Source organism: Fimbriimonadaceae bacterium (assembly GCA_019638775.1).
GTDB lineage: Bacteria > Armatimonadota > Fimbriimonadia > Fimbriimonadales > Fimbriimonadaceae > JAHBTD01.
The window spans coordinates 1,119,877-1,146,462 of the sequence record JAHBTD010000002.1 but is presented as its reverse complement, the minus strand read 5'-3'; the positions used below and the strand labels follow the sequence as shown (position 1 = coordinate 1,146,462).

Genomic DNA, 26,586 nt, shown 5'->3' with positions numbered 1-26,586 from the left:
TTTTCGCCTTCCCCTTTAGACTTTTCTAAAGAATACGGCTTTCTCCCAAAAACAGCAATTCAGGGGCGCGAAGATATCTAACTGAGATGTACTACGCGCTCACAGAACTGATTGAAAGCCTGGCCCGCTCCGTTTGCAACGGTGTTGTTGTTGCCAGAACTGGTCGGAGGCGAACGAGAGATGGGCAGCTTCCGAAAGGCGTTATCGTCGGAACGATGTTCGGCGACAGTGAGCGATCAGGTCAACCCTTCGCCATTACCGAAGGCGAGCGCAAGAGACACACCTACGTTCTCGGCTCAACGGGTGCAGGCAAAACGAACCTTCTTCTGAAACTGATCCAAGCCGACATTGTGGAAAACCGCACGTTCGTCGTCATCGATCTGCGCGGCGATCTAATCGACCGGATTCTGGCCTTACTTGCTGCCGATTCCGAGTCAGCCACGGACCGGCTATGCCTCGTTGACCTTCGGCAGGACGAGTTTGTCTGTGGCTTCAACCCCTTAGTCGGCTCAGGGGATCTGCACAGCCGGGCTCTGTATGTCCTTGATGTCCTTCGCTCACAAGCCGAATCTTGGGGCGTAGCGTTGGACGAGACGCTGCGCAACACCTTAATCGCCCTGGCTGAATCCGAGATGTCACTCTGCGAGACAGAGCCTCTGCTAACGAATTCGTCTTTCCGTGAACGGATTCTGGCTGGTCTTAACGAACCGAACGCCCAATCCTTCTTCTCACTCTTCCATGATCTGTCTTACGAAAAGCAGACGACGCTGTCGATGCCGGTCATCAACAAGGTGACGCCTTTTCTAGCCGTGCCGAAGGTTCGACGAATGCTCGGCTCTGGCGTGGGAATTGACGTTATTAAGTTGCTGGACACACCTGGACAGATTCTGCTGGTCTCTCTAGCGGTAGACCGGCTTCACGGGGCGGCACACCTCGTCGGCGGACTACTTGTCAGCGCTATCCAGCACTCTGCGATGGCGCGCGTCGATCTCCCGGAAAAGAAACGTAACCCCGCTCATCTGTACATCGATGAATTTGAAACGATGGCATCGGAGTCGTTTTCATCCATCGTCGCCGAGGGACGCAGATTCGGTTTGTCGCTGACGCTCTCTCATCAAAACCTCTACCAACTCTCCACCGGCCTCCGGCAAGTTCTGCGAAACAACGTCGGCTTGCAAGTCTTCTTCCAAACCGGATCGCTAGATGCCTCTGAACTATCCGGGGAGATTGTCGGCCTTGGCTCCAAAGACGAAGTCAAGACGCTTCTTCTTTCCCAAGGTGTTGGTCAGGCCATCTTCGTTCGGCGCGGCCAACCTCCAGTCCGCGTCCAGACCGACAAGATTGACGATCCCGAGGCAACTTCCAAAGAGGTTGAGGAACTCAAGTATTCGGGCCTAACTCGTTTTGGGCGACAAGCAGAAGATGTGGAAACCGAGATTCGCGGCCGTCTTGCCAAACCACAGACCAAAACAGAACAGATTGTCCGCCATGACCGCGCCCCGGCAGTTCGCGGAGGGAAGAAACCGTGAAGCGCGGCTTTCGGCTGACGGAGCGCGATGTTCGACTGCTGAGTGATCTCTTCGGCCACTCGGTCATCACGGCGGACCAGATTGTCCGGCTTGGCTACTTCGGCTCTTTGGTGCGTTGCCGATCTCGCCTTCGAAGGCTTTGCGGCGCAGGACTTACCCAGAAGGTTAACGCTTTGCCGGTCAAGGGATCGCAGGCCCTCTACGCTGCAACTCCTCACGCGGCGGCGGTCATCGCCGAATACACCGGGCTTGGTCTGGATGATGTCCGCCTTCACCTCAAGCGTCCCTGTTCACCGCTTCTGCTTGAGCATTCATGCCGTATTACTGAGTTTCGCATCGCGGTTAGTGAATCTGCAGGCCGATTGTCGGTTGAGTGGCTGCCCGAGCCGCACTGCCGACATGCTTACTCTGTTAAACGGGGTGACGGCTGGCAGAGGCACACTTTCAAACCGGACAGTTTCTTGCGAATCGAGCACTTAGGCGAAACGCACTGCTTCTTTGTTGAGATAGACCTCGGGCATGTGTCGCGCAAGTGCTTCAAGGCCAAGATTGCCAGCTACCGTAGGTATGCCCGAGGGATTTTCCAGGAGGCTTACGCTCAAGATTCGTTTGCCGTGCTGGTCGTCACGACCGGTAGTCTGCGGCTTCGTCACCTATCTTCACTTGTTCACAAGGACGATCCCCGCTTTCTTTTCACCACGTTTGGTGCTATCGAGACCGAGAGTCCCTTGGACTGCGTCTGGCTTGACCCTCAAACCAGGTCTATCACCGGGCTTTTGCCAGACCAAGAGGTCAGTCCGTGATCCTCTGTCTTTTTTGCTTTCGGCTTTGGCCCAAAAGCGCTAAGTTCTGCGGCAATTGCACACGGAGTTTCGGCTGCCGTCTTTGCTCAAAAGGCCATCGTAGTCCTTCTGTCGCCACGGTCTGCGTTGAGTGTGCCAGCAAGGACTTAAGCAAGCCGGGACGGTATCTCTCGCTTCGCCCGCTCTCTTTGGTTCTTGCCCTTGGTCTGATCTTCCTTGGACTTAAGTTCACCGTCGCCAACTTTGGGTCGATCTCAGCCTTGGCGTACCAAGTAGCAGACGGTGTGTTCGGCTTTGTTTCGGGGATAGGCATTGCCCGGGCCGTTGCCTCGATCTTCAACTTTCTCATCATTCTCGCCCTGCCGTTCGTGCTGGGCTGGATTCTCTTTGAGCGGGGTAAGCGTCCCTCGGTCTGCCTGCAAGCCTACTGGCGGCTGGTTGGTGCGCTATCCCGGCTCTTCGTTCGTAGTTTCAGCTTCGTTGCCAAGGCGGTCTTTGCGCCCCAAAAGAGGGACAAGAGCAAATCCAAACGCAAGGAGCCCTGACGATTCATAGGAGGCCTCATGTCAAAAACATCTCTTGTCGTTTTCTCAATCGTTCTTACCGCCGGAATCCTAATAGCGTTCGCTGGATGCAAGCGGGAAGCAACGAAGCCCGTTTCGCTTGTCGTCGCCATCGATGTCAGCTGCCCAAGCCCGGAGCTGACGAACCGCTACGGCGCGGCGCTCTACTCTTTCCAGAGGCGACTGGATTCTCAAGGGGACCTGACGGTTCTTGCATTTGCCAATACCTCCCGGACGATCTATCAGGGACCACCGATCCACAGCCGGGGAACGTTCAACCAGCGGATTGGCCAGCCACTACTCGCTACCGCCAAGGCTCAAGAAAAACCCGGCACCCAGACGGCACTTGTCTTGACCGAACTCGTCAAAACTACCGAGCGCTCCAAACTTCCCGTCGTCGCCATCGTCATCACCGACGGCGGCATTGAGGATATGAGCGCTCATGTCGTTCGCTGTATTCGCGAGAGCATCGGCCTATTGTCTAAGAACCCAAAACTTGAGTGTCTGGTTGTCGCCGGGGTTTTGCCCGAACATCGAACTCGCTGGTCGAACTGGTTAGAACCGCTGGGTGATAAGGGCTTCGTTCGGGGCTCTAACGACTCTCAAGAAATGCTCATTGAGCGCATCCGACTGGCGCAAAGTGGAGGAAGCCAGTGAGAGTTGAAACCGCCACGCCGTACACCAATGTGATCCCCAGGGTCCGGGACAAAGACGGCGATCCGGTCCCTCGGCATTTCGTCTATTCTCCTCCCGTGCTGACGCATGATGCCGAAGCCATGCTAGAAGCCGGGACCGCCGCCAGAGAGTCCCCTGAGGATGCCAAGCGTCTGGTCCCATGGCTACTCTGCTGGAACGCGGTGGCCGCCTCAGAGAACGTCAAACGCCTTCGACAAGACATGGCGGATAGCCTCAACGAGCGAAACGACATGCTCCGCCGCGAACTGTCTGAAGTGCAAGACGCGCTCAAACAGGCACGGCAAGACGAAACCGAGAGAGCTTCAGACTTGGCGGCGATACTGGCCCCGCTTGGCATTGCGTTACGCCCAAGTGCCTCCTCCCTAGAGCTTGGAAGTGACGAGCCGTGTTCGTTGGAAGAACTGGCGGGTCAGCATGGACTGCCTTCACCTTCACAAAAGCCCTCAGCGCTCTACGGCTGGCTCCACAAGTTGGTCGCGGTCATCGGCGGCGGCACTGTCTTTGGCCTTAGCCTTGGTCTGCTGATCGACAAGTTAGAGCTGGCTTCCATAGGGGAAGAACTGCCGCTAATTTTGCTCTTTGTAGCGCTCGGGATTGCTGTCATGTATTTGGTCGGCTCGGTGTTGACGCCGCTTGCGACGTCGGTTGGCGGGAGCCTCTACCGTCTCGGTGTGAAAAGCTCCTTTGCGCGAAACACGCTGCCGTGGCTTTACGGCTTTCTCCTGATTGGCCTAGCCGTTGCGTTCGTCGTTATCGAGTCCAAGGTTGAGCAAGTGGGGCTCTTCAAAGGGCTGGTCGAGAGTTCCAGTCTCTCAAGCATGAAACTGACGAAGCTGGAGATGGGTTTTGTTGCGTTGACGCTGTCGCTACCCATCGTCGCCAGCTACGTCTGCTTGGGATTGATGGAGGGTGAGCGCAAGGCTAATCTGACGTACTTGGCCTACCTTCAGGCCAAAGCTCAGGACAGTATCCGCCAGGATCCTCGCTTCGCTGAAGCCTCACGACTATTTCAGCACTACAAGCTGACTTTACTCGTCCGGACTGAACTCGAAGAACACTCCAAGTCAATTACTTCCTCAATTCGTGAAACCTTCACGCTCGAAGAGCTACGCCGTCTCGAAGACCAAGAGATGGATGCGGCCGGAATCTCGTATGCTGCGGAGCGGGCGTTGCTCGGTCAATCTGAGGACGAGCCAGCCTCTGAAAGGCGATCGATTGCAGAACGCCGCAAATATGGTCGATTGGGCTGGCTGTGGACCCGGCTTAAGAAGGGTTGGACGTGAACGCAGTCCCCCTTTGTACGCACGAGCAGCGACATACCTTAGAGGAAGTGCGAAAAATCTGGTGCCGGAAGCTCGGCAGGGAAGTCTCCCTGGAAGAATCCAAGCTCTACAACGCGCGAGTTATCCAGTTTCTCAAGATTTCCATTTGGATCGACAGAAAGCCGTCGTAAAATGTGATCCCATGTCTTACGGTCGTCGCTCGGCCCGAAAGGCCGTCAAAGTTCAGGAAGTTCAGAGCGCTGTGCTTTATGCCCGGGTTTCCACTAAAGAGCAAGAGCAGGAAGGCTACTCGCTCGATGCTCAGCTTGGTCTTTTGCGCCGTTACGCTCAGGATCGCGGCTTGCAGGTGATCGCGGAATTTGTGGAGGCCGAAACTGCCAAGGAAGCTGGGCGGAGCGAGTTCCAGCAGATGCTTTCATTAGTGCGTTCAAAGCGGGTTAGCGCGATCCTCTGCGAGAAAATCGACCGTCTGTACCGTAACCTCTCTGACCGGGTCAAGGTCGGCGAGCTGGCCGTTGCGCTACATTTTGTCAAAGAGGGGACGATCCTGACGCCATCGTCTAAGAGTCACGAGAAGTTCATCCACGATATCAAGCTGGTCGTTGCCAAGAACTATATCGACAACCTCTCAGAAGAAACCCGGAAGGGAATGGAGGAAAAGGCGCGGCAAGGAATCTGGCCGTCCTATGCTCCCTACGGTTATATCAACGTGGTCAGCGGTGCAAAGCGCACGATTCGTCTTGACAAGTCCCTTGCTCCGAAGATCAAGCGTTTGTTTGTCGCCTATGCCGACGAGGGGCTGTCTCTTGATAGCGTAAGGCGACTGGCAATCGAGATTGGCTTGCGATCGCGCAACGGCAACAGAATCCATAAGAGCGGTATAGCCCAAATCCTGTCCAATCCGATTTACTGTGGCTTGATACAGTGGAACAGGCATGTATACGTCGGCAGCCATGAACCAGTTGTCTCAAAGGAGCTCTTTGAGAAAGTGCAAGATGTCATGCACGGGCGCAACCGGAACAAGACGGGCTTCGGTGTGCTGGAGTTCACCTACAAAGGGATGCTGACCTGCGCCCATTGCGGCTGCGCGATCACGGCCGAGATGAAGAAAGGCAAGTACGTCTACTACCACTGCACAGGAAGAAAGGGGAGGTGCCCTGGACAGAAGTGCATAGAAGAAGAGCAGGTTACGACCCAAATCTCAAACAAGCTCCGAGGGCTGAGGATCGATCCAGAAATACTGGAGATGTTGCGCAGGGCGCTACTCGAGAGTCTGACCGAAGAACGCGCCTTCCATGTTGACCAAAGGGAGTCTCTTGAGGCTGAGTGCAAGAGTCTGGAAGCCAAGTTGGAAGCACTCTACATAGATAAGCTGAACGGGCAAGTGCCGCTCTCAGCCTACGATAAGCTCAAGGCCAAGTGGGAGTTGGAGTTGGACCAAGGGCAATTGTTGCTCTCAAACCTCGGCAAGGCCCAGTCATCGTATTTTGAGCTCGGTGTATCCCTTCTGGAATTAGGATCGAACTGCCATTCCAGGTTCGAGAAGGCTAACTCTAAGGAAAAGCGAGAGTTGCTCAAAGTGCTGTGTTCGAACTCCCTCTACGACGGTCGATATGTACAGCTTTCGCTTCAAGAGCCGTTCAAATCCATGCTCGAAACATGTGAAAAGAACGGCGAAAACCGTGAAATTGAAAATTGGCTGCCCGCCAAGGATTCGAACCTCGATTAACAGGGCCAGAACCTGCCGTCCTGCCATTAGACGAGCGGGCAGCTCGAAGGGCGAGATTATACCTTCGTTGCTTGAGAGTGGTTGGCGGCCGGTGGGACTGGGTTTGGAGCGGGTCTGTTTGAAGGGGGGGAGCCGCTGGTACAAGCCTCTGGGCTACGGACTGGGACAAGAAAAGTATTGAGGTATGCGCACCCTGAGGCAAAAAAAATCCGGCTACACAGACGGGGATTCAGATCGGAGACATCGAAGTGCGCCTCTACAGCCTGCGCTCGGAAACATCCCTATTGGCATCAAACTTTGTTAAACGTACCTGCTCCAGAGTCTTTCGTAACAGTTGCACGCCTCTCCTTGCTGGCTATCAGTGCAGTAGCTTACATATTGCGCCAGGGCTGCAAGCATTTCTCTGTCACAGTTTGGAATCAGCTCTAATGTCAGCCAATGCTCCCATTGTCGATTACGCTCTGCTACCGCTCCACGAAAAAGCCAGTTAAGGAAGCGGGGCGTTGATTCTGGACAAAGGCTGCTCTTTGTTGGTGCCGTTGCATTATCCTCTTCAAGAAAGGCAATCAAGAAGCACGGAGCAAAGCGCTTATAGGCTTCTATCGTGAGATACCACGGTTCGACGATCCAGAAAACCGTCGGATCAGCCGCTTCACATGTCTTGCCAATCAGTTTCTGCGCTTCACGCCGTTGCATACGTGAAAGCCCTGAAGGGTGCTGCACGATCTCTTCAAGTGAACTGAAAGCGCGGCGGTCGTTGCCAAAAGCCTCGGTTATTCTGTTCATTAGCTCGGTCAGATCATTTGTGGCAGACATGACCAAACGTACCAGCTATAGATGCCTGAGGACGCACATTGTGCTGATCATTTCTTGTACCGCCTACAGTCCTGATGCTAAGACCTGTGCTTTCAAACTCACTCTCCTTCAGACGACGGTCGCACGCTCAGAATATACAGCGTCCGTAGAAGGCGGAAGTTGCTATCCGATCCCGCACTTCCCGCTCTTGGCCAGTTACAGTCTCTTAGCCTCAGGACTTCATGCAACCAACCCCAATAGACAGCGATAAGTGCGTCCTGAGGCATCATAACCGTCCGTCAGGGTTGCTTTGCGTGGCGCTTGATCCAGTCGGCGAGGTATTGACCGTCGCGCAGGGTGATAAAATTCGAGATACCACTGGCTTCATCGATGGCGTCTCTGGTGAACCGATTTGACGTTACTATCATGCCTCCATTAACACGGTCTAGCTGAATCACACCATAGAGCGATCTAACAACTGTGACGTCAATTGGATTTTTGGGCAACGGATGTTTAGCTTCGACATAGAACAGGTGTTCACCCAGGATGTTTCGATTCGATACTATAAAGTCCTTTCCGCCGTCCCTCGTCCTGGCGGTTGGTGTCACCTCGAATCCTTCGCGAGAAAGTAACTCACCCACCATGTCCTCAAATCGATCACTCGAAAGTTGTACAACCTGGTCATAGTTCCAACTAAGTGTCTTGAAAACTTCGTCCCAGCAATCGGAAAGCGTGACAAGATTGATCTCAGGTAGTGATAGATCGGTTACAAATACATTTTTCTTGTTACAACTAAACTCAACTAAGTCGATGAAATACTTTGAGTCTCTGAACAGAATTAGCTCTGGAACCTCAGTAATCCAACGATTTGTATCGTTAACGATTGATTCTGGTAGTTGAGAAAAATACACTCCGGCAGGTTTGTTCGTGTACCTGATAAGAGCGCGTAACTCCTCATCTGTAAAGGATTGTTTTGTCCTATCGCTAGTGGCATCATAGTCCCAAAGGGGAGTGATCTTAAATAGTGGTACATTCATTCTCTCAAGGAAGTCGATCTCTGTGTCACTGGGTTGTCTCGTTCCCGATGCTACGATCACTGCATCGTAGCGCGGAATAAAGTGATCGATTGTTTCAATTCCCAAAGCGATTGTATGTATTAGTTTTGGCTGAGTGGCAGTTGGCAAGAATAGTGAGCTGATGTTAGGGTCAGAAATATGCTGATTACCGATTGGAAGAATGCGATGACCCGCCGACAAAAAGCTTTCTCCCAGCATTCGTACGATGTTCTGGCCATTGTCATTATCAGCCAAAATCAGAATATTGAGCCCTTTAGCCAATCTGCATCCTCATCTTATTCTTACACATGTCCCCTCTTTGATGCTCAGGACGCAACCATCTCAAGTTTAGGCAATCCCAGCTTAACGGACTGAGGTATTCGTACCTCAGCACACAAGCGTTTTGAGGTATTAAAAGGGACATACAACAAGAAAGCATTATTGTAAAATGTATGAATGCACTATATTAAAGCTTATTCGACGTTTCTCAAAACTATCATTCGCGACCTTGATGCTATTGACATTTCTCCTTCACTATACTGTGCAGTATTAGTGTTTGGAGACCAAGTTCTGCGTTTTGATCTTGATGATAGCATTTGGCGGTCAGAGCCAGTCGACAAGCGTTGTGTCAAGCAGTGCATGGAACGGGCTGAACTCATGCGCAATCGTATTACGATCTGGGATCGGTCAGCCTTATTAATGCCTTAGGCGTTTTTGTTGCCTTGTAGGGTCGTCGACGACTCCCGACGGTGGCAATCTTAGGGAGGTGGCGCGGAGTCTTTATAGCTTGCTCAGCACGCTCAAGGGCAGCGTGACCGACGCCATATAGGCCGGATTCTGCCGATAGTCATTCACCGGTGACAGGCACTCCCACGGCGCGCCTTTCTTATCCTCTTTCTTCCGCCAGTCTTCCGCCTTAAAGTGCGCCACCATCTCCGCCACCAACTGCGGTGGCAGACCCCGATGCATCGACGACACCGTTTCAACCAACCACCCGGTCGGGACATGCCAATAAGCGCCGTTCTGATAGGTGTTCAGCGTCACCCCAGCCGTCTTCTCCCAAGCGGAAGTTGCCGAGAAATCCTTATCGGTGGGCACATGCCGCACAGCACCTTTGTAGTGGATAGTGCCCTCACGCACAGCGTTGATAACCGTTCGGCGCAGGATGTTGGCGGGCTCACCTTGAACCGCCTGGATGTGCAGGGCAAAGAGGGTGCCCCAGACATCCACTTGCCGTCCGACCCCGGTACTGGCCATCAGCCAACCGTCGTTGGCGAAGTGCTGGAGCAGGCTCTGCTCCAGCAAAGCTCGACTCTTTTGATACTCGCCGACCCTTTCCGTCTTCTTGCAAGCGCGGCAAAGGACGACCATCTGCCCAAGGGCACGGTGGCGAAGCAGGGAAGCGAACAGGAGATTTCCGGTCATGTAGACCGTGTCGCAGAACCCAAACCCGACGGCTCGCCGCTCGGGAGTGGTGAAGACGAGGCCGGTTTCGGCGTCGATCGCGGGGCAGTCGAGGGCTTTGGCAAGGCGGTCGAAGAGGGTCATCCCCTCGATGGATTCATTCAGGAAGTCCGGCTTGCGGGTGAGCAGCCAATATTCGTGGGCGATGTTGATGAATTCGTAGTGGTCGTCGATGGGCGGCAGGATGCCCCAAGGCTCGCCGCCCTGATCTTCGCCCGGGGAGTAGGTGCCGGGATAGAAGACGGGCTGACCATCGGGGCGGATGTGGTCGGCGATGGCGTAGGGCGGGATGATCGCCCCGCTTTTGAGCTTGCGCTCGGTTGGGCCGTTCTGGGTTTTGGCGACCAGGCGCAGGTGATTGAGCACAGTGGGCGCGTCGATCAGGCCGTTGCCGAGGGCCATCGAAAAGTCGCGAATCCAGAATGCGGGGTAGCTGCCGCCGGGGGTGATGAGGGGGAATCCGCAGGCGTTGCCGCCTTGTCCGGGGGCAAGAGTGGCGAGCTTGACGGTGTCTTTGGCGAGGGCGCGCAGGAAGTCCAGGTTGGCTTTGGCAATGATCTGGGTTTGTTGGGCTGCGGCCCACAGGCTTTTGGGCAGGGCGGTCGCCGCCGCGCAAGCGCCGATGCCGATGAGGAATTCCCGCCGGGTGGTCATGAGGTGAAGATACCTGGGGTTTTCACCCTGTGTTTGGTGCAAAAGAGGCGGTAACTACCCCCACCCCCTGCCCCTTCCCCCTCGCTTCGCAGGGGGAGGGGGGTCTGCTACGCGCCGATGCCGATGAGGAATTCCCGCCGGGTGGTCATGGGGTGAAGATACCGCCTACGGCTCCGATCCCTCCATATCTGCCGATATGGAGGGTTCTATGCCGAGTGTCTGATCCCTTCCCCATATGACAGGGGGAAGGGACCTGTGAGCGATAGCAAACTGTGGGATGGGGGTGGAGAAAAAGAAACCTGGAACCCCCACCCCTGCCCCTCCCCCATCACGCCGACTTCGTCGTCGAGACAAAGGAGGGGTTAAGCGGCAACGACGAAGCGTTGCCCTCCCACGCCGTTCCAAGTTTCGAGGCGCAAGAAACCGATAAACTCCTGTAGGAGCTGACCAAGGATGGCAAAGATTCGCGGGGTGTGTTTTGATATCGGCGGGGTGATGATCCGCATCTGCCACACCTGGAACGACGCCCTGGTCCATGCCGGGCTGACCCCTTCCAAGCCGTTGCTCGATAACCTTCCCCTGGGTGGCTTTCCCGAATTCGACGCCTTTCAGGACGGCCTGATCCCCTTTGACGAATACGCGATCAAGCTTGGAGAGTTCCTGGGCATCGAGCCCGATCAGGCCAAAGTCGCCCACAACGCCATTCTTAAAGAGATGTATCCAGGGACGCTCCAGATCGTGCGTGAGCTGCAGGCCGCTGGACTGGTGACCGGCTGTCTCTCCAACACCAACGAGCCGCACTGGCAGACCATGCACTCCGGCCAATTCCCGAACATCCACGAGCTGAAAGTTCGGCTGGCCTCGCAAGAGGCGGGGGTCAGCAAGCCGGAGGAGCGGTTTTTCAGGATGTTTGAGGAGCAGTCGGGGCTTGAACCGGGGGAGATCCTGTATTTCGAGGACACCTTGATCAATGTGGAGGCAGGGAAGGCCTTTGGCTGGAATGCGGTGAAGATCGATCCGGATGGGGATGTTGAGGGGCAGATGAAGGAGGCTTTGCGGTGTTACGGTGTTACGGTATGACGGCGCGAGGGTGGCACCGCTGAAAGCCGGATTTGCCGCTATCCGTCTAAACCCTCATCCCCTGCCCCTTCTCCCTGGGTCGTCAGAGAGAAGGGGTTCGTGAATGCGCCGTGCTGGGCGTGCTCCATTGCGAAGTGAAGCTCTAGGGATTTCACGCAACGGGCGCAAAGGAACCAAGCTCGCAAAGAAGAATGCGTCGAGTGCGCAAGCATTCACTAGCTGATAGCTGGCCCTCCCTTACCTTTTATTCCGAAATCTTTCCCCTGAAGTACTCCGCCGTCCTTTTCAGCCCATCTCGCAGCGGTACCTTGGCTTCCCAGCCATTCAGGATTTCGCGGGCGCGGGTGAGGTTGGGCCGGCGCTGCTTGGGATCGTCCTGAAGCGCGGGCTTGTAGGTGATCGGACTGGATGAACCCGTCACCTCCAACACCACTTTGGCAAACTCCAGCACGCTGTACTCGTCGTCCGCGCCGACGTTCACAGGCTCATGAAAGTCGGACATGGCGAGCCGCCACAATCCCTCGATAATGTCATCGACGTAGCCGAACGACCGGGTTTGCGAGCCGTCTCCATAGACGGTCAAAGGCTCGCCACGCAGGGCTTGGGCCAGAAAGTTTGGCACTACGCGCCCATCGTCCAGCCGCATACGGGGACCGTAGGTGTTGAAGAATCGGACGATGCGCGTATCCAGGCTATGAAAGTGATGATAAGCCATCGTCATGGCTTCGGCATAGCGTTTGGCTTCGTCGTACACTCCCCTCGGGCCGATCGGGTTTACGTTCCCCCAGTAGGTTTCGGGTTGGGGAGACACGAGTGGATCGCCATAGATTTCGCTCGTCGAGGCAAGCAAAAACTTTGCACCCTTCGCTTTCGCCAATCCCAGCGCCTTATGCGTGCCCAGCGCGCCAACCTTCAGCACGGGAATAGGGAAGCGGATGAAGTCGATTGGGGAAGCCGGACTGGCGAGGTGGAACACATAATCCACGGCACCCTCGATAAAAAGGAACTCGGTGACATCCTGCTGGATGAATTTGACACGGCCCGATCCTGCGTGATGGGCGATGTTGTCGGTCGATCCGGTGATGAGGCTGTCGATGACGACCACATTCCAACCCTCGGTTACGAGACGGTCGGTCAAATGTGAACCTAAAAATCCGGCTCCGCCGGTGACGACAGCGACTTGCGGCATGTGTACATTAGGTTATCCGTTTTCATGGACTCTTAGCCTCCCTAACCTGCCTTCTTTAGTGAGACACCCTTGGCGAGCGTTCGTATCATCGGCAGAAGGAACAGATAGGGGTCTGCGTGCAGTATCTGTAGCGTATGTTTGCTGTCTCGCTCTTTGCTGGCATTGCTATGGCCGTATCGCTCTCCCAAGCGCCTGAACGCTATGCCCCGGTCAAGGACACCCAAAAGCCGCCGCGCCAGCCCTATCTGCGCTACTTCACACAGGATAAGTTCGACCGAAAGATCACGTTCTATCTTTCGGAGAACCCAGGCGGGAAGAAGCTGCCGCTAGCTGTCTATGTGCAGGGGTCGGGATGCCAGTCCTGCTTTGTCATGCAGGGCGAGGCGGTGGTCCCCGCTGGCGGGCATATCGTCGTGAACGAGATCGCCGTCGACAAAGCGCGGGCCTTGATCATCGAGAAGCCAGGTGTGAAGTATCTCGATGATCCTAAGGAGGGCGGTGCAAGGGGAGCCTCCAAGGAGTTCTTGGAGCAGCACACCCTCGACCGCTGGGCCGAGGCCGTCGAAGCCGCGATCAAAGCGGCCCACAAACTGCCAGACATCGACGCCTCAAAGCTCCTTGTGATCGGGCATTCGGAGGGCGGACTGGTCGCGGCTCGGGTGGCGAAGGACCTTCGTGCGAGCCATGTCGCCGTCATGGCAGGGGGAGGCCCGAGCCAGCTCTTCGATATTCTCAGCCGTGCCCGCGAGGGTGTGTTTTTTAACGACGATGGCTCGACGCCGGAGAGCCGAGAAGCGTATGTGCTGGACGAATGGAAGAGCATCCAGGCCGATCCGATGAGCACCGAGAAGTTCTTCTTTGGGCATCCGAATCGTCGTTGGTCCACATTCCTGGCGTCGTCTCCCATTGCCGAACTGTCGGACTATAAGGGGAAGGTCTTTATCGCGCAGGGGGCCGAAGACAAGGGAGTCGATCCCAAAAGCGCGGAAGTCCTTTTTGCGGCTCTCCTGGCGAAGGGCGTGAATGTAAAGCTCGACGTGGTGGCGAATGCAAACCACAGCTTTAGGATTCTGAACGATCCCAAGATCGACGGGTGGAAGCTTGAGCTCCAAAAAATTCTGGATTGGTATTTGCAGTCAGTGATGTAGGCAGCATCTGCACACAAAATAAGAACAGCGCCGGGCAGCCGCCCGACGCTGTTTTGTTGTATTCGCAGTTACTCAGTTGGACCGGTTAAGCCACTTTCAATTGGGGAGCGGAAACCGCTACCTTTTCGATTGCCGGCCAGGTTGCCTCGTCGGGCTGCAGAACGAACTGCTCTTTACCCTCCAGGGCTGCCATCAGCCGGCTGTGTGTGTGCTGGGCAAGATCTTCTTCATCGCGAACGACGCAAACTATCTTCTCAGCTCCGCCATCAAGACAAAAGTCTTTCAGCGACATCAGCACATCCGTTGCCTTCAGGTCGAAGGACTTTGCTCGCGAATAGTCGAGCATCAGCAAATAGGGCTGACTCCCAAACTCTTCGACAACTGCTTTCAACTCTTCTGCAAAAACCGTCATCTCCTCAACAGTGACTCGCCCGCCAAGGCTTGCTTCGACTTTTGCATCATGATCGTCCCATGTTACTAGATACATTTCCCACTTAATCGACCCCCGTTTCACCCGTGGGGATCGACCTCCTCACGACTGTTGTTCCAACTCTGGGCAAGCGAAACCCCAGTATTCTGAGCGGCTCCGCTAGAAACCCGTATTTCCTTCGGCTGGCAATCTCTCTGGCGGAGAGAATTGCCGGGACCCCTGCCCCAGAATCCCTCGGTGAGGGAGACCTGGAGCCTCTAAGAACGTCTGAAGTGTTATAGTGGTGTCTACAATGCGTAACAGTTTCTTAGCGATTCTTCTCCTTTTTTCGATGGCGGTGTTTGGGTTTGCCCAATCGCCAGCAGAGCGACCTTCGGCATTGGAGGTCGCGATTCCGTTGCTCAATGCTAAGGCTGTTCAGACGGAACTCAAGCTAACGCCCGCACAGGTGAAGAAGATCGATTCGCTCCGGCAGTCGATACAAGACCTCATCATGAGCATGAATAAGCGCAGTTCACCGCCGTCGCAGTCGGAAGTTCAGGCCGCCGACAAGAAGATGGGCGGGCTTATGGGGCAGGTCTTGGCTGTTCTGAGCAAGACGCAGCAGACTCGCTTGCGCCAGATATTCATCCAGCAGTACGGGATTTTTGCAATTGTGGCGAAGGATGTAAAAGGTCTCGTCGGCATTTCGGCAGCCCAGGAATCAAAGATTCGCAAGATCCAAGAGGACGCAGATAAGAAATCAAAAGACCTCTTTGAGCAGCGCCAAGTTCAAATCCGAGCCATTCCTCAGCCAAAGAACCCGGACAGTATCAAGGAACGAGAGGCCTATCACAAGAAGATCGAGGAGATGGCTCGAAAGTTTGAGGCGGAGGACAGCAAGACCCGGCTGGCTTGGAAGAAAGCAGCAGAAGCAGCCGCTTTGGCGGTGCTTACGGCTGACCAAAAGAAGAAGTGGCAGGCCGCTCAAGGACCGAAGTTCGACTTTAGCAAAATGGGCTGATCGAGAGGATGTCGGGTATCCGACCTCCAACGCACCAAACACCTATCGGGTGGCGTCCTCCAATTCGCGGACGGCCTTTAGAACTTGATCTCTTCCTCGTCCCTCTTGCCATTCTTCGGCGAGAAGGTTCACGAGCCATGAGCCAACAACGGCCCCATCGGCGACTTGGCATACCATCCGAACGTGGTCAGGTCGGCTGATGCCGAAGCCCACGCAGACGGGCAACTCTGTTCTCGCTTTGAGCCGCCCGACGAGCCCACTGACTTCGAGCGGAACCTCACTTGCATGACCCGTGACCCCGGTTCGGGAAACAGCATAAACAAAGCCGGATGCTCGCCGACAAACTTCGTCGAGGCGTGCGTCGGTGCTTGTGGGGGCAGCTAGAAAGATGTTGTCGAGACTGTGCGCACGGCTTGCATCAATCCAAGCGCTTGATTCTTCTGGAGTTAGGTCGCTAATGATAGTTCCGTTTGCACCGTGGCCCGAAGCTGTTTCGGCAAAGGAATCAAGCCCAAAACGAAGCACGGGGTTGTAATAGCCCATCAGCACAACGGGCACCTCTATGTTTGCTTGCCCTATTGCGGCAAGCACGGCGCGTGGAGTGACGCCACGGTCGAGCGCCCGCTGACTTGAGGCTTGGATGACGGGGCCATCGGCGATGGGATCACTGAATGGAATGCCGACTTCGATCAGATCGGCGCCCGCTTCCTGCAATGTCGTGAGGATCGAGGGGAGCTCTTCGAGGTCAGGGTCTCCAGCCGTCACGAAGAGTACAAGCGCTTTTTCGCCCCTTTTCTGAAGCTCGGCAAAACGTTCGGAGATCTTTCCCATGGAGGGATATAGTTTGGCTGATTGAGGTTGAAGGCCGCAGGCTAGCTCATTCCTGCTCTCATGTCGATAAACTTCTTGAGGAGCGCGGCGATGCGGGTGCGTTCATTCGTTCGGAGTTTGGCTACGGAAGCAGTGATTGTTTTCAGAAGCGCGACGCAGTCCCTCTGGGCTTTTACGGCATCGCTGTAATATGTCCCGTCTGGAGTGTCATATTCTGCGATCCGCTTTTGATCCTTAGCCAGCCGACTGCCGATCTGCTCTACTTCTTTTTGGAGTGTGGCAAAGGATAGAGCTTTACGGTTTTCTTTGCTCAGCGGCTTTTTGAAAAGAACATCGTAAAGCGCCTCTTCGGTATCGGCAGAGACCCCAGCAATCACTGGATTCCAGATTGTTCCTCCGCCGCTGTAGGCGATGCCGACCGAGATCATGCCGTATCCAAAAGCGTCGGCAGACTTGCGTATCGCTGCAATAGCTTCCTTTCGGGTCTTTGATTCTTTGGCTAGGCGCTGGTCGTTGCGCTCCTTGAGCGCTGCTCCGTATAGCCTCTCGGCATTCGACATGTCGAGCGTACTTTGTCCGGCCTTCGAAGTGTAGAAGTCGAACCACTTTGATCGCCCCATAGATAGGATCTGGGCATTGGTTTTTCCGTAGGTTTTGGACTGTGCTTGCGCGAAAAGCGCCCCCGCCAAGAGGGAAGTCGCAATTAGAATGGATCGGAAAACCATAGACTCATTATCCTTTGATTTTTGTCAGTGAGCTCGAATCTCAAGGTATCAGCCCATCTCCCCGCAAACGTTCCAGCTTCCTGTCTGCCCCCTAGAGAACATCGAAGAATTGCGGAATATCTGCAATGTAAGCGCTTGTGAGCCGCAACAGTTGTAGAATCTTGTTGGCACTTCGAAAGGCGGTAATCTTTCGTGGTAAAGGCGGCTCATAAGGACGTGAACATGCGCATCGGCGAACGCCAAAGCGCAAGGAATGAGCAAGATGCAGTCAGGGAAATGGATAACGCTGATGCTGCCTTTTATGGTGGTTGTGCCGATACCGGTGCCTCAGGCCCGGATGATCGTTGAGTTTCCCCAAGTCCAGGTTCAACCCGGAGAATGCGCTGCCAAGCCCGAATTCGTTAAGCCAGCGACTACCGCTACCGAACTTGAGGCCAGATACATTGAGCAGTGCTTGAAGCTCACGAACGCAGAGCGTGCGAAAGCAGGGCTTGCGCCTTTGAAAATCAATCCGACCCTCTCGCAAAGTGCGCGATGGATGGCCGAGGATATGGCGAAGAACAACTACTTCGACCACATCGACAGTCTTGGACGAGGCGTTGGTGACCGGATGAAGGAGTTTAAGTACTCCTATTCCTTGGCTGGGCAGAATATTGCCGGCGGTCAGACCACCCCCGAAGAAGCAATCGAGGATTGGCTAAAGTCGCCCGGGCATCGCGCGATCATGCTCAAGCCGGACTTTGATGAGATCGGCATCGCGTATCTGCCTGCCCCTGGGCACAAGCTCAAGTTCATCTGGGTTTGTGATTTTGGACACCGGCGCTAGATCAGCGAGTTGCACAAGGCTACCAGCCGTTCCACATCTGAATCCTTCGTATCCACCACCGACACGCAGGCCCGCAACCCCCTCCGGTCAGGCGGGACCGGCGCAATCGACAGCCAGCATTCCTTCGTCTCCAAGATCGACTGAAGCGCCGCCTCCAGCGACACCGCTCCCGACTCGATACGCGGATGCGTGAAGTTGACAACCGGAAGCGGCGTCGCATTCAGAATCTCCCAGCCGCTCTCTCTCAAAAGTCTGCGCAGGAGATCGCCCTGGCGAAAGTGGCGGTCGATCATCTCGGCATAGCCGTCCAGCCCAAACGTCGCCATCGTCATCGCCACCTTCAGACCGATAAATCGGCGTGACCACTGAAGTGTCGTCATGTACGGCTCGTCCAGATCGCCAACCCGCGCAGGCATATACGATGCCTGAACCCCAAACCCCCGCACCACCGGGTCCTTCAAACGAGAGAAGAACATCCCCGCGCCCATCGGGCAGTTCAGCCACTTGTGGGCGTCGAAGGTGAGCGAATGCGCCCCGTCGATGCCGTCGAGGACGTGACGATGCTTGGGCGATAGGATCGCCGCCGCCGCCCAAGCCCCGTCCACATGCAGCCAAAGCCCGTGCTTCTCGCAGAGGTCGGCTAGCTCGGGCAGTGGGTCGATGATGCCGGATGCCGTCGTCCCCGCCGTGCCCACGACCATAAACGGAAGGCGCCCCGCTGCCTCATCTTCGGCGATCATTCGCTCAAGCATGGGAAGGCTCATGCGCAGGTCCGCTTCAACCGCGACCCTCCGCAATGCCGACCGCCCGATCCCCGTGTGGTGCGCGATCTTCTGGAAAGAGTCGTGGGCGATCTCGGAGACGTAGAACACGGGCTGACCGCTGAGCCCATGAACGCCATCGGCTGCGTATGAAGGAAACTTCCACGTCAGCCCGCAGATCGCGCCGGTTAGGTTGGATTCGGCTCCCCCACTGGTGAAGGAGGAGAAGCCCCCTTCGGTCCATCCCAGAAGGTCGGAAAAGACGGCAAGGGCATGCCATTCAACCTCGTGACACGCCATCGAATGCGAATAGGCAGCCTGCTGGGAGTCGAAGGTCGCCGCCAGCGCATCCGCCATGATCGCCGCAGGCAGGGAAGCCGTGTTGTACAGGCCAAAGTAGCGCGGGTGGGGTGTATGCACAATGCCGTCGCGCACGATCCATGCCGCGTCGTGGATGAGGTCGGGGAGCGAGCGGGGGCTGTCGAATGTAAAAGCCCGTGCCACCTCCATGCGAATCTCTTCCGGCGTTTTCACGGGCACTGCCGGGAGCGTGTCGATGTGAGAGAGGTAGTCGCCAATTTCCGATTCAAGGGCCTCGAAGTCGGCGGAGGTGGGGACGCGCGATGGGATCATAAGTGGGTTGCAGATTATCCGTTGTGGTGGGGCCTGCGCTATCGAAAAATTCACGTTAAAGTTGTATGGTCTTTGCGAAATTGAGTTACGCCCCCATATCAGGTTCCGCTGGGCTAGAATGAACAGAACTCCATGAGCAACTTTGTCACCCTCTCTCGCGACTCCAACCAAGCCCTCGGCATCGGACAGTACGCCATCGACTTTATGTCGGGCAAGCTCGGCTCCGGTCCTTCTGCCGCAGTTCTTGAGCGCACGCGGCTGTTCCACACCGACGCTGTTCTGTGCGGCTTCTCGGCGCTTGCGCTGGGAACCAACGCCCCCACCATTCTCCGCGCCGAAGCCTTGGAGTACCCAGATGCGAACGGCGCGACGGTCTTCGGCTCGAAGGCGAAAGTGAAGGCGGAGAAGGCGATTGTCGCGAACAGTTCGGCGGTTCGCGAATGGGACAGCAACGGCACGAATTTCGGCTACAACCCGGAGCTTGGGCATACCGCGGGCGAGTTTGGACACAACGACTTCTATCCGGTAGTGATGGCGGCCTGTCAGCAGAAGGGTTTGGACGGAGCGACGGCTCTGCGGGCGATGGTGTTGCTGGATGAGATTCGGGGGCGGCTGGCTGAGGTCTTCAGCCTGAAGAGCTACAAGATCGATCACGTCGTTCACGGAGCCATCGGATCGGCGGCGACCTATGGGGCGCTGATGGGGGCGACGGCGGAGCAGATCGAAAGTGCGATCGGGATGTTTGTGGCTCACTACATTCCTTGGCGGGCGATCCGTGCGGGCAAGCAGCTCAGCGACTCGAAAGGAGCCTCGGCGGCGATCAGCACGGAAGCGGCGATCCTTTGCATGAAGCGGTCGATGGCGGGCTTTGTTGGACCGAAGGATATCTTCCGAAATCCTGAAGCGGTCTTCCGCTTCTTTGAGCCGACGACTCAGGGCGCAGAGCGATGGAAGGAGAGCGGGGACTCGCCGTTTGACTTGGTGCTGGCGCATTCGGGCGACGACTTTGCCGTGATGGGGATGCACTTTAAGCTTGGGCTTTACGAGCACCAGTCGGCGGGGGCTTTGCAGGGGGTGATTGATCTGCTTTCCGCCAATCCCCAGCTGCTCGACGATCCGCAGGGCGGCAATATCGCAGGGATTACCATCCTGGCCTACGAGCCCGCTTTCGGAATCATCGGCAACCCGATGAAGAAGGACCCCAAGACACGCCAAAGCGCGGACCACTCGATGGCCTACATCGTGGCGACACTCATCCGAAAGGCGCTCGAGTACAAGGCCAAGCACGGCGCGCTTCCCACCGGCGGCGGGGCGAACGATGCGGTTTGGAAAGCCCTGATGCTTGATCCGTACGACTACCAGGTCGCCGACAGCGCGATCTACCATCCGGTCGCCCGGGCGTTGATGCAGAAGATCGATTTCCAGCACGGCGGGACGGATTATGATGCGAAGTATCCGGAAGGGATTCCGACATCGGTAAGAATCTCGTATGTCCCCCACCCCTCAGTCCCCTCCCCCATCCCGACAAGTCGGGACGAGGGAGGGGAAGTTTTGGACAGCGGCTTCGTGATGTTCCCAGCCGGACATGCCCGCAATACAACCGCCGATCTGCGCGATATTCTTCGGCATAAATTCAGCTTGTTGGGTGGATTATCATTGCCGGATGGAGCCGATGTGAGCAGCTTTGTAGAGCGATTGGAGAGCATAGGTAGCTTGAATGCTGACCAATTAGCCACTCTAACGAGCACAGCTTTTGCGAGTAGACCAGGCTATGAATAGTCCTGGTAGTTAAACCTGCTTTCCAGCATCAAAAAGCATCCTCGCAAACTTGCCAGTTTGCAGTTCTTGCGCCAATCGGCGCAAGAAAGTGCACGTTACCTGACACTCCCAGAGCCAACCATTTCTAAGAGTCATGGAAGGCAAAGCCGATGTTAAGCAGGATGCGAACACAGCAAAAGCCCGCGGTTTAAGGCGCGCTTTTGCTGTCATCGGCATATTTACTTGGGTGATTTGTCTCGCTGTCGGCTTCAACACTTTTCTTACTTGGGAGACCACCCCTGGCGTACAGGGTGGACAGCCTACTTCGACGCCAGTAAAGACAGATACGAACAAGTGGCAGATTGTCATGGTCGCCCACACGGAATGCCCGTGTACCCGCGCTAGCTTTGTCAACCTTGAAAAACTTCTGATTCGGTATCCGTCACAGCTCACCTGCTCTGTGGTTTTCTGCGGCCCGAACGCGAATCCATCTTCGAACTCTGAGAATGTGAAGTATGCCCAGCGACTAAAAGGCGCAGCCATCAAATTCCTCAGTGAAGATGAGGTCCAGGCGCAATATGAGTCGGCGACGTCGGGTCAAGTGTTTCTGTATTCTCCGTCCGGTGATTTAACGTTCAAAGGTGGAATAACCAATGGGCGAGGGCACGAGGGCGCGTCCGAGGGGACGATGGCGATTGGCGATCTTATAGAGCAACGAAAAGCTCCTGCTGCCTCCCCCGTTTATGGCTGCCCCTTACAGAGTCCGAGGTCGAATAGATGACAAGCGCACTCCCAGTACAATCTCGGGCCAATGAGCTGTTTGCAGCTCATCGCGACTCTATCTACCGCTTTACGGACCGCCTCTTTTGCTTCCTGATGATGGCGCAGTATTTAGGCGCGATCATTGCGGCGCTAGCGCTGAGTCCAAAGACGTGGGAAGGCCAATCGAGCGCGATCCACCCTCACGTGTGGACGGCTTTGATTTTAGGCGGCCTGATCTCCATGCCAACGGCGTTTATCACCGGAGTTTGGCCGGGCAGACCGTTTACGCGCTATGTCGTCGCCGTCAATCAGATGCTGATGGGCGCGCTTCTCATCCACATCAGTGGTGGGCGCATCGAGACGCACTTTCACGTATTTGGGTCCTTGGCGTTTCTTGCGTTTTATCGTGACTGGAAGCTGCTGATACCGGCAACCCTGATTGTTCTCGTCGACCATATTTATCGCGGCTTGTACATGCCGACCTCGGTGTACGGTGTCTTTGCCGGAGCACAGTGGCGGTTTATCGAACATGCCGGTTGGGTCGTCTTTGAGAACATTATTCTGGTCGCCTCGATTGTGCGCGGTTGTCGTGATATGGAAGAGAACGCGTCACGACAAGCGGAGATCGAGTTCTCAAATGAGCGTATAGAAGCTCAAGTTGTCGAGCGTACAGCGGAGTTGATGGCGAGCGAACGCCATAAGGCTGCTGTCTTGAATAACGCCATGGACGGGATCGTTACGTTCGACTCTGAGGGTCTGATCACAGAGATTAACCCGGCGGCGCTTGCTATTTTTCAGCTTGAGGCTGACGATGCGGTAGGGAAAGACTTTATCGATTTACTCATCGCCGAGCAGTGTCGTGAAGCGCTTCGCCAGCGGATGTCCAAATTCCATACTCAAGTGAGTCACGTGCCGACTCATGCACGATGGGAGTTGCTGGGACAGCGGCGCAGCGACAAGGCTTTCGAGATTGAGCTTTCCGTTTGCCCGATCAAGGGTGAGTCCATCCATTTGTTCACCGCTTTTGTACGCGACCTTTCCGAAAAGATTTCGCTTGAAACTCAATTGGCGCAAGCGCAAAAGATGGAGAGCATCGGCAACTTGGCCGCAGGTATTGCGCACGAGATCAATACCCCGAATCAGTACATCGGTGACAATATCCGCTTCTTGCAGGACAGCATCGAGCAGGTTCTCGGCGCGGTAGATGGCTTCAAGACCTTGATCGAGGGCAGTCCGGATGATCTGCAAGTGGGCGAATTGAAACCGCAGGCACGACAGATTGAAAAGGATGCCGATCTTGCTTTTATCGCTGAAGAGATGCCAGCGGCGGTTTCGCAGGCGCTCGAAGGCGTTGAGACGGTAGGCGGAATCGTCAAGGCGATGAAAGAGTTCTCGCATCCCGGTGTCAAGAACTGGACGACAGTTGAACTGAACAGAATCATCGAAGGCACCCTTACCGTGTCTCGAAACGAATGGAAGTATGTCGCCAACGTTGAGGCTGACCTCGACCCGAATCTGCCGACCTTTAGAGGGCATCCTGGCGAGCTCGGCCAGGTGATTTTGAACCTTGTCGTCAACTCTGCCCATGCTATTCGCGAGAAGCATACAGACGGCGAGAAGGGGACTATCAAAATCAAGACGTACGAGGAGGACGGCAACGTTGTTCTTTGGGTCAGTGACAACGGATGCGGAATTCCCGAGGATGTTCAGCGCAAGGTATTCGATCCCTTCTTTACAACAAAAGGCGTTGGAATTGGTACTGGGCAAGGGCTTTCCATTACCCACAACGTCGTTCACCGGCATGAGGGTCTTATCACCCTCGAAAGCACGGTCGGTGAGGGAACTGAGTTTACGCTCAAATTCCCGATAGAGCGTCGAGAGAGCGATGACGCATTCGATTGGAGCGCCGCGTGAAGACCATTTTGCTCGTCGACGACGAACGCAATGTGCTTGACGCCCTGCGCCGCATGCTCCGGGCAATGCGTGACGAATGGGAGTTTCTATTCGCCGAGTGCTTTACCGAAGCGGCAGAGATTATCCAGTCAACCGATCTTGATGCTATCGTCTCTGACCACAACATGCCGGGAAAGACCGGGATAGACTTGCTGCAACACCTGAGGGCGGGGGATCGGAATTCGAGAATTCCGTTTATCATGCTCACTGGGAACTCGGATTCAAGGCTGTTGCACGAGGCTCTCGATAAGGGCGCAACCGACTTCCTGCACAAACCTTGTGACGCTGCCGAGCTGATTGCAAGACTCAAGAACGTCATCGCTCTCAAGGATTTTCAAGAGCAGATACTTCACCAGAACGAATTGCTTGAACTGCGGGTTCGAGAACGAACGCGGGACCTTGAGCGATCTCAGAGGGACATCGTTTTTCGGCTTGCGAAGGCTGCTGAAGCGCGCGATTCCGATACCGGCAACCACATTCTTCGGGTGGGCCTCTTCTCCCTTACTCTTGCGAAGGAGTTGGGAATGGATGAGCGCTTCCAAGACGATATTCTTTTGGCAAGCCCGCTCCATGATGTCGGCAAGATCGGCATTAGCGATGCGATTTTGCGAAAGCCGGGAAGCCTGACCGACGAAGAGCGGCAAGCGATGCAGGAGCACTGCCGGATCGGGGCGGAGATTCTGAGTGAGGAGCTGCAAGCGACGTTTTCGCTCCTTTCGCGTGAGGTTGACGAATCATCAAGTTCAGGCGGGAATGCCTTGCTCGCGATGGCGGCCAACATTGCACGGTACCACCACGAGCATTGGGACGGAAATGGATACCCTGCAAGAGTTTCCGGTGAAGACATACCGATCGAGGCTCGCATTGTGGCGGTAGCCGATGTCTACGATGCATTGAGATCGCCCAGACCCTATAAGGGCGCAATGTCTGAAGGGGAGACCGTCGCCTATATTTTTGAGCGATCAGGGTCACAGTTTGATCCGAGGGTCGTGTCTGCAATGATGAGCGTTCGAGATGAGCTTGAACGCATTAGAACTGAATTGGAAGATTGCGCCGAATCCGCACGTCGTGCGGCGTAACGGTGTGTTTGCTTAGTGGTGATCATGAAGGAACAGAACGAACAATATCGAATCGTGTTTGTCGATGACGAAGCAAGGATTCTTGATGGCCTGCGCCGGATCACAAGATCGCGCTGTGCCGATTGGGATTGCCACTTCGCCAGTCGGGCAGCTGAAGCTCTTGAACTGCTCGAAGAGGGCAACTTAACTGCCATCGTATCGGACTTGAACATGCCAGGCATGACAGGGCTTGAGATGCTTCGCGTCATTCGTGCGTCGGAAAAGTACAATGCCTTGCCTGTCGTCTTGCTTACTGGGAACGGAGAGTACAAAGTACGTCAGCAGTTAATCGACGAAGGCGCTGATGATGTCCTGACGAAGCCTTGTGACGTTCTCGAACTCCGAATGCGTTTACGCAATCTGCTTGAGCTGAGAAGACTTCAGGGCTCAAACAAGGCCGCTTAAGCGTCGCGGTGAACGGTGTCTGGCGAGAAGCCAGGCACACATACCGCAAGATATTCCGCGCCCTCAGCGTCGGGCGTGGAATATCTCACCCATTCCCCAGGCTTACTGACAACGGCTTGTCCTGCCGTGACTTCTATCTCCCCACCTTCGAACTCTACGACAAGCTTTCCGCGAAGGACGATGGTGAACTCTTCAAACTCGGGCTGTTGACCTGGTTCCTTCCATCCGCCGGGGCTGCGCATGTGTGCAACTGAAACACCCGAATGTCCAGAATTGACGCGGCCTATGTATTCGTCGATGACCTTTGGCTTGTTGCCGGCGGCTTCGATGCGGGTTGGGGAAGGGATGAGGGTTGGCATTGTCGTGGGTAGTAAGTCGTGAGTTGTTATTTGTTGCTTCTGGGCAAGAAAACTTCCGCCATCATACAGCGCACAGAACCGCCTCCGCACTGCTCAATGGTCGGGATATCGATAGGGATAAGTTTGCCGTGACGTTCAAGCGCTTCGATCTGGCTTGGGTCCAAAGCGCCATATGCTCTGGCGGAAAGGACGACAAATCGCTCTCCACCGTCATTGCGAACTTGAAGCATATTGCCAGCAAACCGCTTCATCTGGGCCAAGTTAATCTCGACGATCTCTTTCCCCGTCTCGGCAAAGAGGTGTTGCAATTGTTTGAGTTGGACCTGGTCGCGCACGGTTTCCAGACACACAACGACGAACGCTTCCCCCAAAGCCATCAAGACGTTTGTGTGGTAAATCGACTTTTCTGTTGAGTCCACTGCGTCGAACATCACGAGGTGGTAGTCGAAGGCTTCGGCAAACTTTGCTGCAACCTCGGGGCTTGTGCGGGGACTGTGGCAGGCATAGACGATGCCGTTTTCTCGGTCCAGCACCATGCTGCCGGTGCCTTCGAGGTACTTTCCGTCCTCTTCAAACGGGATTAGATTTACGGTCGAAGAGATCTCATACTCGCCGAGGGAACTCAGGATCGGGTTCTCGCGCTCCAAGCGTCGGTTTTCAGAGAGCATGGGATACAGAACAACGCGTCCATCTTCGTGAAAGCTGATCCAATTATTCGGGAAGACAGCATCGGTCTTTTGGGGAGTTGGTGTGTCTTCAACAACGAGGACCCGTACTCCAACCCCTTTGAGCGCTTTCACAAACAGTTCAAACTCGTCCAGCGCTTGGTTGTGGACGGAGATGGGATCGAGCTTCGCGCCAGTTTGAAAGACGTTGCTTGATGCGGTCTCTGGGTTATAGCCAAATGCAGCCGGGCGCACCATAAGTACGGTGTCTGAGATCTGCTCTGGGCGACGGTGCATGTGTGGAAGGATATCCGATGCACGGATTTTGAGTAAGGCAGTAGGGACATTGATCGCGACGTAAGAGGAGTA

Annotated in this window: 26 protein-coding genes and 1 tRNA gene; 16 read left to right on the top strand and 11 right to left on the bottom strand. The window is 55.4% G+C overall.

What is annotated here, in order from left to right; translation table 11 throughout:
• Window positions 1-86: 86 nt before the first annotated feature.
• The 6 genes from KF784_11555 (at window position 87) to KF784_11530 (ending at window position 6,603) form a co-directional block, all read left to right on the top strand.
• Window positions 87-1,529, top strand: a complete 1,443-nt coding sequence (locus KF784_11555) for a type IV secretion system DNA-binding domain-containing protein (GenBank protein ID MBX3119693.1) — start codon at window positions 87-89, stop codon at window positions 1,527-1,529.
• A complete protein-coding gene (locus KF784_11550; GenBank protein ID MBX3119692.1) occupies window positions 1,526-2,332 on the top strand; it encodes a replication-relaxation family protein in 807 nt (268 codons plus the stop codon). Before KF784_11555 ends, KF784_11550 begins: the two co-directional genes overlap by 4 nt.
• Complete coding sequence (locus KF784_11545; protein ID MBX3119691.1) at window positions 2,329-2,877, top strand: hypothetical protein; 549 nt, start codon at window positions 2,329-2,331, stop codon at window positions 2,875-2,877. Before KF784_11550 ends, KF784_11545 begins: the two co-directional genes overlap by 4 nt.
• 18 nt (window positions 2,878-2,895) lie before the next feature.
• Window positions 2,896-3,552, top strand: coding sequence for a hypothetical protein (locus KF784_11540; protein MBX3119690.1), 657 nt, complete (start codon window positions 2,896-2,898; stop codon window positions 3,550-3,552).
• Window positions 3,549-4,874: a hypothetical protein gene (locus tag KF784_11535; GenBank protein ID MBX3119689.1), complete on the top strand. Its 1,326-nt coding sequence runs from the start codon at window positions 3,549-3,551 to the stop codon at window positions 4,872-4,874. Before KF784_11540 ends, KF784_11535 begins: the two co-directional genes overlap by 4 nt.
• A 181-nt stretch (window positions 4,875-5,055) precedes the next feature.
• Window positions 5,056-6,603, top strand: coding sequence for a recombinase family protein (locus KF784_11530; GenBank protein MBX3119688.1), 1,548 nt, complete (start codon window positions 5,056-5,058; stop codon window positions 6,601-6,603).
• Here KF784_11530 and KF784_11525 read toward each other — a convergent pair.
• The 3 genes from KF784_11525 to KF784_11515 all read right to left on the bottom strand — a co-directional run bounded on the left by KF784_11525 (window position 6,571) and on the right by KF784_11515 (window position 8,735).
• Window positions 6,571-6,644, bottom strand: a tRNA-Gln gene (locus KF784_11525). The two genes, KF784_11530 and KF784_11525, sit on opposite strands and share 33 nt — an antisense overlap.
• Before the next feature lie 259 nt (window positions 6,645-6,903).
• Window positions 6,904-7,419 (bottom strand): hypothetical protein, encoded by a 516-nt coding sequence (locus tag KF784_11520; protein MBX3119687.1) that lies wholly within the window; start codon window positions 7,417-7,419, stop codon window positions 6,904-6,906.
• 278 nt (window positions 7,420-7,697) lie between these two features.
• On the bottom strand, window positions 7,698-8,735 hold the full coding sequence (locus tag KF784_11515) for a restriction endonuclease (protein MBX3119686.1): 1,038 nt from the start codon (window positions 8,733-8,735) through the stop codon (window positions 7,698-7,700).
• A gap of 174 nt (window positions 8,736-8,909) precedes the next feature.
• Here KF784_11515 and KF784_11510 point away from each other — a divergent pair, with 174 nt between their 5' ends.
• On the top strand, window positions 8,910-9,161 hold the full coding sequence (locus KF784_11510; GenBank protein MBX3119685.1) for a hypothetical protein: 252 nt from the start codon (window positions 8,910-8,912) through the stop codon (window positions 9,159-9,161).
• Window positions 9,162-9,233: 72 nt separating this feature from the next.
• Here the strand turns inward: KF784_11510 and KF784_11505 are convergent, their stop codons facing one another.
• The gene (locus KF784_11505; protein MBX3119684.1) at window positions 9,234-10,571 is read right to left on the bottom strand and encodes a hypothetical protein; all 1,338 of its coding nucleotides are present in this window, start codon (window positions 10,569-10,571) and stop codon (window positions 9,234-9,236) included.
• Window positions 10,572-11,024: 453 nt separating this feature from the next.
• Here KF784_11505 and KF784_11500 point away from each other — a divergent pair, with 453 nt between their 5' ends.
• Window positions 11,025-11,651 (top strand): HAD-IA family hydrolase, encoded by a 627-nt coding sequence (locus KF784_11500; protein ID MBX3119683.1) that lies wholly within the window; start codon window positions 11,025-11,027, stop codon window positions 11,649-11,651.
• Window positions 11,652-11,895: 244 nt separating this feature from the next.
• Here the strand turns inward: KF784_11500 and KF784_11495 are convergent, their stop codons facing one another.
• Window positions 11,896-12,840 carry an SDR family oxidoreductase gene (locus tag KF784_11495; protein ID MBX3119682.1) on the bottom strand — a complete coding sequence of 315 codons (945 nt, stop codon included), beginning with the start codon at window positions 12,838-12,840 and terminating at the stop codon, window positions 11,896-11,898.
• A 134-nt stretch (window positions 12,841-12,974) separates the two neighbouring features.
• On the opposite strand from KF784_11495, the gene KF784_11490 reads away from it, so the two are divergent.
• A complete protein-coding gene (locus tag KF784_11490) occupies window positions 12,975-13,988 on the top strand; it encodes a prolyl oligopeptidase family serine peptidase (GenBank protein MBX3119681.1) in 1,014 nt (337 codons plus the stop codon).
• A gap of 85 nt (window positions 13,989-14,073) precedes the next feature.
• Here KF784_11490 and KF784_11485 read toward each other — a convergent pair whose 3' ends face one another.
• A complete protein-coding gene (locus KF784_11485) occupies window positions 14,074-14,475 on the bottom strand; it encodes a hypothetical protein (protein ID MBX3119680.1) in 402 nt (133 codons plus the stop codon).
• A 235-nt stretch (window positions 14,476-14,710) separates the two neighbouring features.
• Here KF784_11485 and KF784_11480 point away from each other — a divergent pair, with 235 nt between their 5' ends.
• A complete protein-coding gene (locus KF784_11480) occupies window positions 14,711-15,421 on the top strand; it encodes a hypothetical protein (protein ID MBX3119679.1) in 711 nt (236 codons plus the stop codon).
• 42 nt (window positions 15,422-15,463) lie between these two features.
• Here KF784_11480 and trpA read toward each other — a convergent pair whose 3' ends face one another.
• Both trpA and KF784_11470 read right to left on the bottom strand, forming a co-directional pair.
• Window positions 15,464-16,252: a tryptophan synthase subunit alpha gene (trpA, locus tag KF784_11475; GenBank protein MBX3119678.1), complete on the bottom strand. Its 789-nt coding sequence runs from the start codon at window positions 16,250-16,252 to the stop codon at window positions 15,464-15,466.
• A gap of 41 nt (window positions 16,253-16,293) precedes the next feature.
• Entirely contained in the window at window positions 16,294-16,977 is a 684-nt protein-coding gene (locus KF784_11470) for a hypothetical protein (GenBank protein MBX3119677.1), read from the bottom strand.
• 262 nt (window positions 16,978-17,239) lie between these two features.
• Here KF784_11470 and KF784_11465 point away from each other — a divergent pair, with 262 nt between their 5' ends.
• Window positions 17,240-17,803, top strand: a complete 564-nt coding sequence (locus KF784_11465) for a hypothetical protein (GenBank protein ID MBX3119676.1) — start codon at window positions 17,240-17,242, stop codon at window positions 17,801-17,803.
• On the opposite strand, the gene KF784_11460 is transcribed toward KF784_11465, so the two are convergent.
• Window positions 17,800-19,197: a hypothetical protein gene (locus KF784_11460; GenBank protein ID MBX3119675.1), complete on the bottom strand. Its 1,398-nt coding sequence runs from the start codon at window positions 19,195-19,197 to the stop codon at window positions 17,800-17,802. The genes KF784_11465 and KF784_11460 overlap by 4 nt on opposite strands.
• 132 nt (window positions 19,198-19,329) lie before the next feature.
• On the opposite strand from KF784_11460, the gene KF784_11455 reads away from it, so the two are divergent.
• The 5 genes from KF784_11455 (at window position 19,330) to KF784_11435 (ending at window position 25,193) form a co-directional block, all read left to right on the top strand.
• Window positions 19,330-20,976, top strand: a complete 1,647-nt coding sequence (locus tag KF784_11455; protein MBX3119674.1) for an MmgE/PrpD family protein — start codon at window positions 19,330-19,332, stop codon at window positions 20,974-20,976.
• Window positions 20,977-21,109: 133 nt separating this feature from the next.
• A complete protein-coding gene (locus KF784_11450) occupies window positions 21,110-21,736 on the top strand; it encodes a hypothetical protein (GenBank protein ID MBX3119673.1) in 627 nt (208 codons plus the stop codon).
• Window positions 21,733-23,631, top strand: coding sequence for a PAS domain S-box protein (locus KF784_11445; GenBank protein ID MBX3119672.1), 1,899 nt, complete (start codon window positions 21,733-21,735; stop codon window positions 23,629-23,631). Before KF784_11450 ends, KF784_11445 begins: the two co-directional genes overlap by 4 nt.
• Entirely contained in the window at window positions 23,628-24,749 is a 1,122-nt protein-coding gene (locus KF784_11440) for a response regulator (protein MBX3119671.1), read from the top strand. Before KF784_11445 ends, KF784_11440 begins: the two co-directional genes overlap by 4 nt.
• 24 nt (window positions 24,750-24,773) lie before the next feature.
• A complete protein-coding gene (locus KF784_11435) occupies window positions 24,774-25,193 on the top strand; it encodes a response regulator (GenBank protein ID MBX3119670.1) in 420 nt (139 codons plus the stop codon).
• Here KF784_11435 and KF784_11430 read toward each other — a convergent pair.
• Window positions 25,190-25,552: a cupin domain-containing protein gene (locus KF784_11430; protein ID MBX3119669.1), complete on the bottom strand. Its 363-nt coding sequence runs from the start codon at window positions 25,550-25,552 to the stop codon at window positions 25,190-25,192. The genes KF784_11435 and KF784_11430 overlap by 4 nt on opposite strands.
• A 26-nt stretch (window positions 25,553-25,578) precedes the next feature.
• Window positions 25,579-26,514, bottom strand: a complete 936-nt coding sequence (locus tag KF784_11425) for a hypothetical protein (protein MBX3119668.1) — start codon at window positions 26,512-26,514, stop codon at window positions 25,579-25,581.
• Window positions 26,515-26,586 lie beyond the last annotated feature (72 nt).

What these genes read in the sequence shown, in the direction of transcription:
- KF784_11555 (MBX3119693.1), top strand. Translation starts at nt 87, where the DNA reads ATGTACTACGCGCTCACAGAACTGATTGAAAGCCTGGCCCGCTCCGTT.
- KF784_11540 (MBX3119690.1), top strand. Translation starts at nt 2,896, where the DNA reads ATGTCAAAAACATCTCTTGTCGTTTTCTCAATCGTTCTTACCGCCGGA.
- KF784_11530 (MBX3119688.1), top strand. Translation starts at nt 5,056, where the DNA reads ATGTCTTACGGTCGTCGCTCGGCCCGAAAGGCCGTCAAAGTTCAGGAA.
- KF784_11520 (MBX3119687.1), bottom strand. Translation starts at nt 7,419, where the DNA reads ATGTCTGCCACAAATGATCTGACCGAGCTAATGAACAGAATAACCGAG.
- KF784_11510 (MBX3119685.1), top strand. Translation starts at nt 8,910, where the DNA reads ATGCACTATATTAAAGCTTATTCGACGTTTCTCAAAACTATCATTCGC.
- KF784_11505 (MBX3119684.1), bottom strand. Translation starts at nt 10,571, where the DNA reads ATGACCACCCGGCGGGAATTCCTCATCGGCATCGGCGCTTGCGCGGCG.
- KF784_11500 (MBX3119683.1), top strand. Translation starts at nt 11,025, where the DNA reads ATGGCAAAGATTCGCGGGGTGTGTTTTGATATCGGCGGGGTGATGATC.
- KF784_11495 (MBX3119682.1), bottom strand. Translation starts at nt 12,840, where the DNA reads ATGCCGCAAGTCGCTGTCGTCACCGGCGGAGCCGGATTTTTAGGTTCA.
- KF784_11490 (MBX3119681.1), top strand. Translation starts at nt 12,975, where the DNA reads ATGTTTGCTGTCTCGCTCTTTGCTGGCATTGCTATGGCCGTATCGCTC.
- KF784_11485 (MBX3119680.1), bottom strand. Translation starts at nt 14,475, where the DNA reads ATGTATCTAGTAACATGGGACGATCATGATGCAAAAGTCGAAGCAAGC.
- KF784_11480 (MBX3119679.1), top strand. Translation starts at nt 14,711, where the DNA reads ATGCGTAACAGTTTCTTAGCGATTCTTCTCCTTTTTTCGATGGCGGTG.
- trpA (MBX3119678.1), bottom strand. Translation starts at nt 16,252, where the DNA reads ATGGGAAAGATCTCCGAACGTTTTGCCGAGCTTCAGAAAAGGGGCGAA.
- KF784_11470 (MBX3119677.1), bottom strand. Translation starts at nt 16,977, where the DNA reads ATGGTTTTCCGATCCATTCTAATTGCGACTTCCCTCTTGGCGGGGGCG.
- KF784_11465 (MBX3119676.1), top strand. Translation starts at nt 17,240, where the DNA reads ATGCAGTCAGGGAAATGGATAACGCTGATGCTGCCTTTTATGGTGGTT.
- KF784_11460 (MBX3119675.1), bottom strand. Translation starts at nt 19,197, where the DNA reads ATGATCCCATCGCGCGTCCCCACCTCCGCCGACTTCGAGGCCCTTGAA.
- KF784_11455 (MBX3119674.1), top strand. Translation starts at nt 19,330, where the DNA reads ATGAGCAACTTTGTCACCCTCTCTCGCGACTCCAACCAAGCCCTCGGC.
- KF784_11450 (MBX3119673.1), top strand. Translation starts at nt 21,110, where the DNA reads ATGGAAGGCAAAGCCGATGTTAAGCAGGATGCGAACACAGCAAAAGCC.
- KF784_11445 (MBX3119672.1), top strand. Translation starts at nt 21,733, where the DNA reads ATGACAAGCGCACTCCCAGTACAATCTCGGGCCAATGAGCTGTTTGCA.
- KF784_11435 (MBX3119670.1), top strand. Translation starts at nt 24,774, where the DNA reads ATGAAGGAACAGAACGAACAATATCGAATCGTGTTTGTCGATGACGAA.
- KF784_11430 (MBX3119669.1), bottom strand. Translation starts at nt 25,552, where the DNA reads ATGCCAACCCTCATCCCTTCCCCAACCCGCATCGAAGCCGCCGGCAAC.
- KF784_11425 (MBX3119668.1), bottom strand. Translation starts at nt 26,514, where the DNA reads ATGCACCGTCGCCCAGAGCAGATCTCAGACACCGTACTTATGGTGCGC.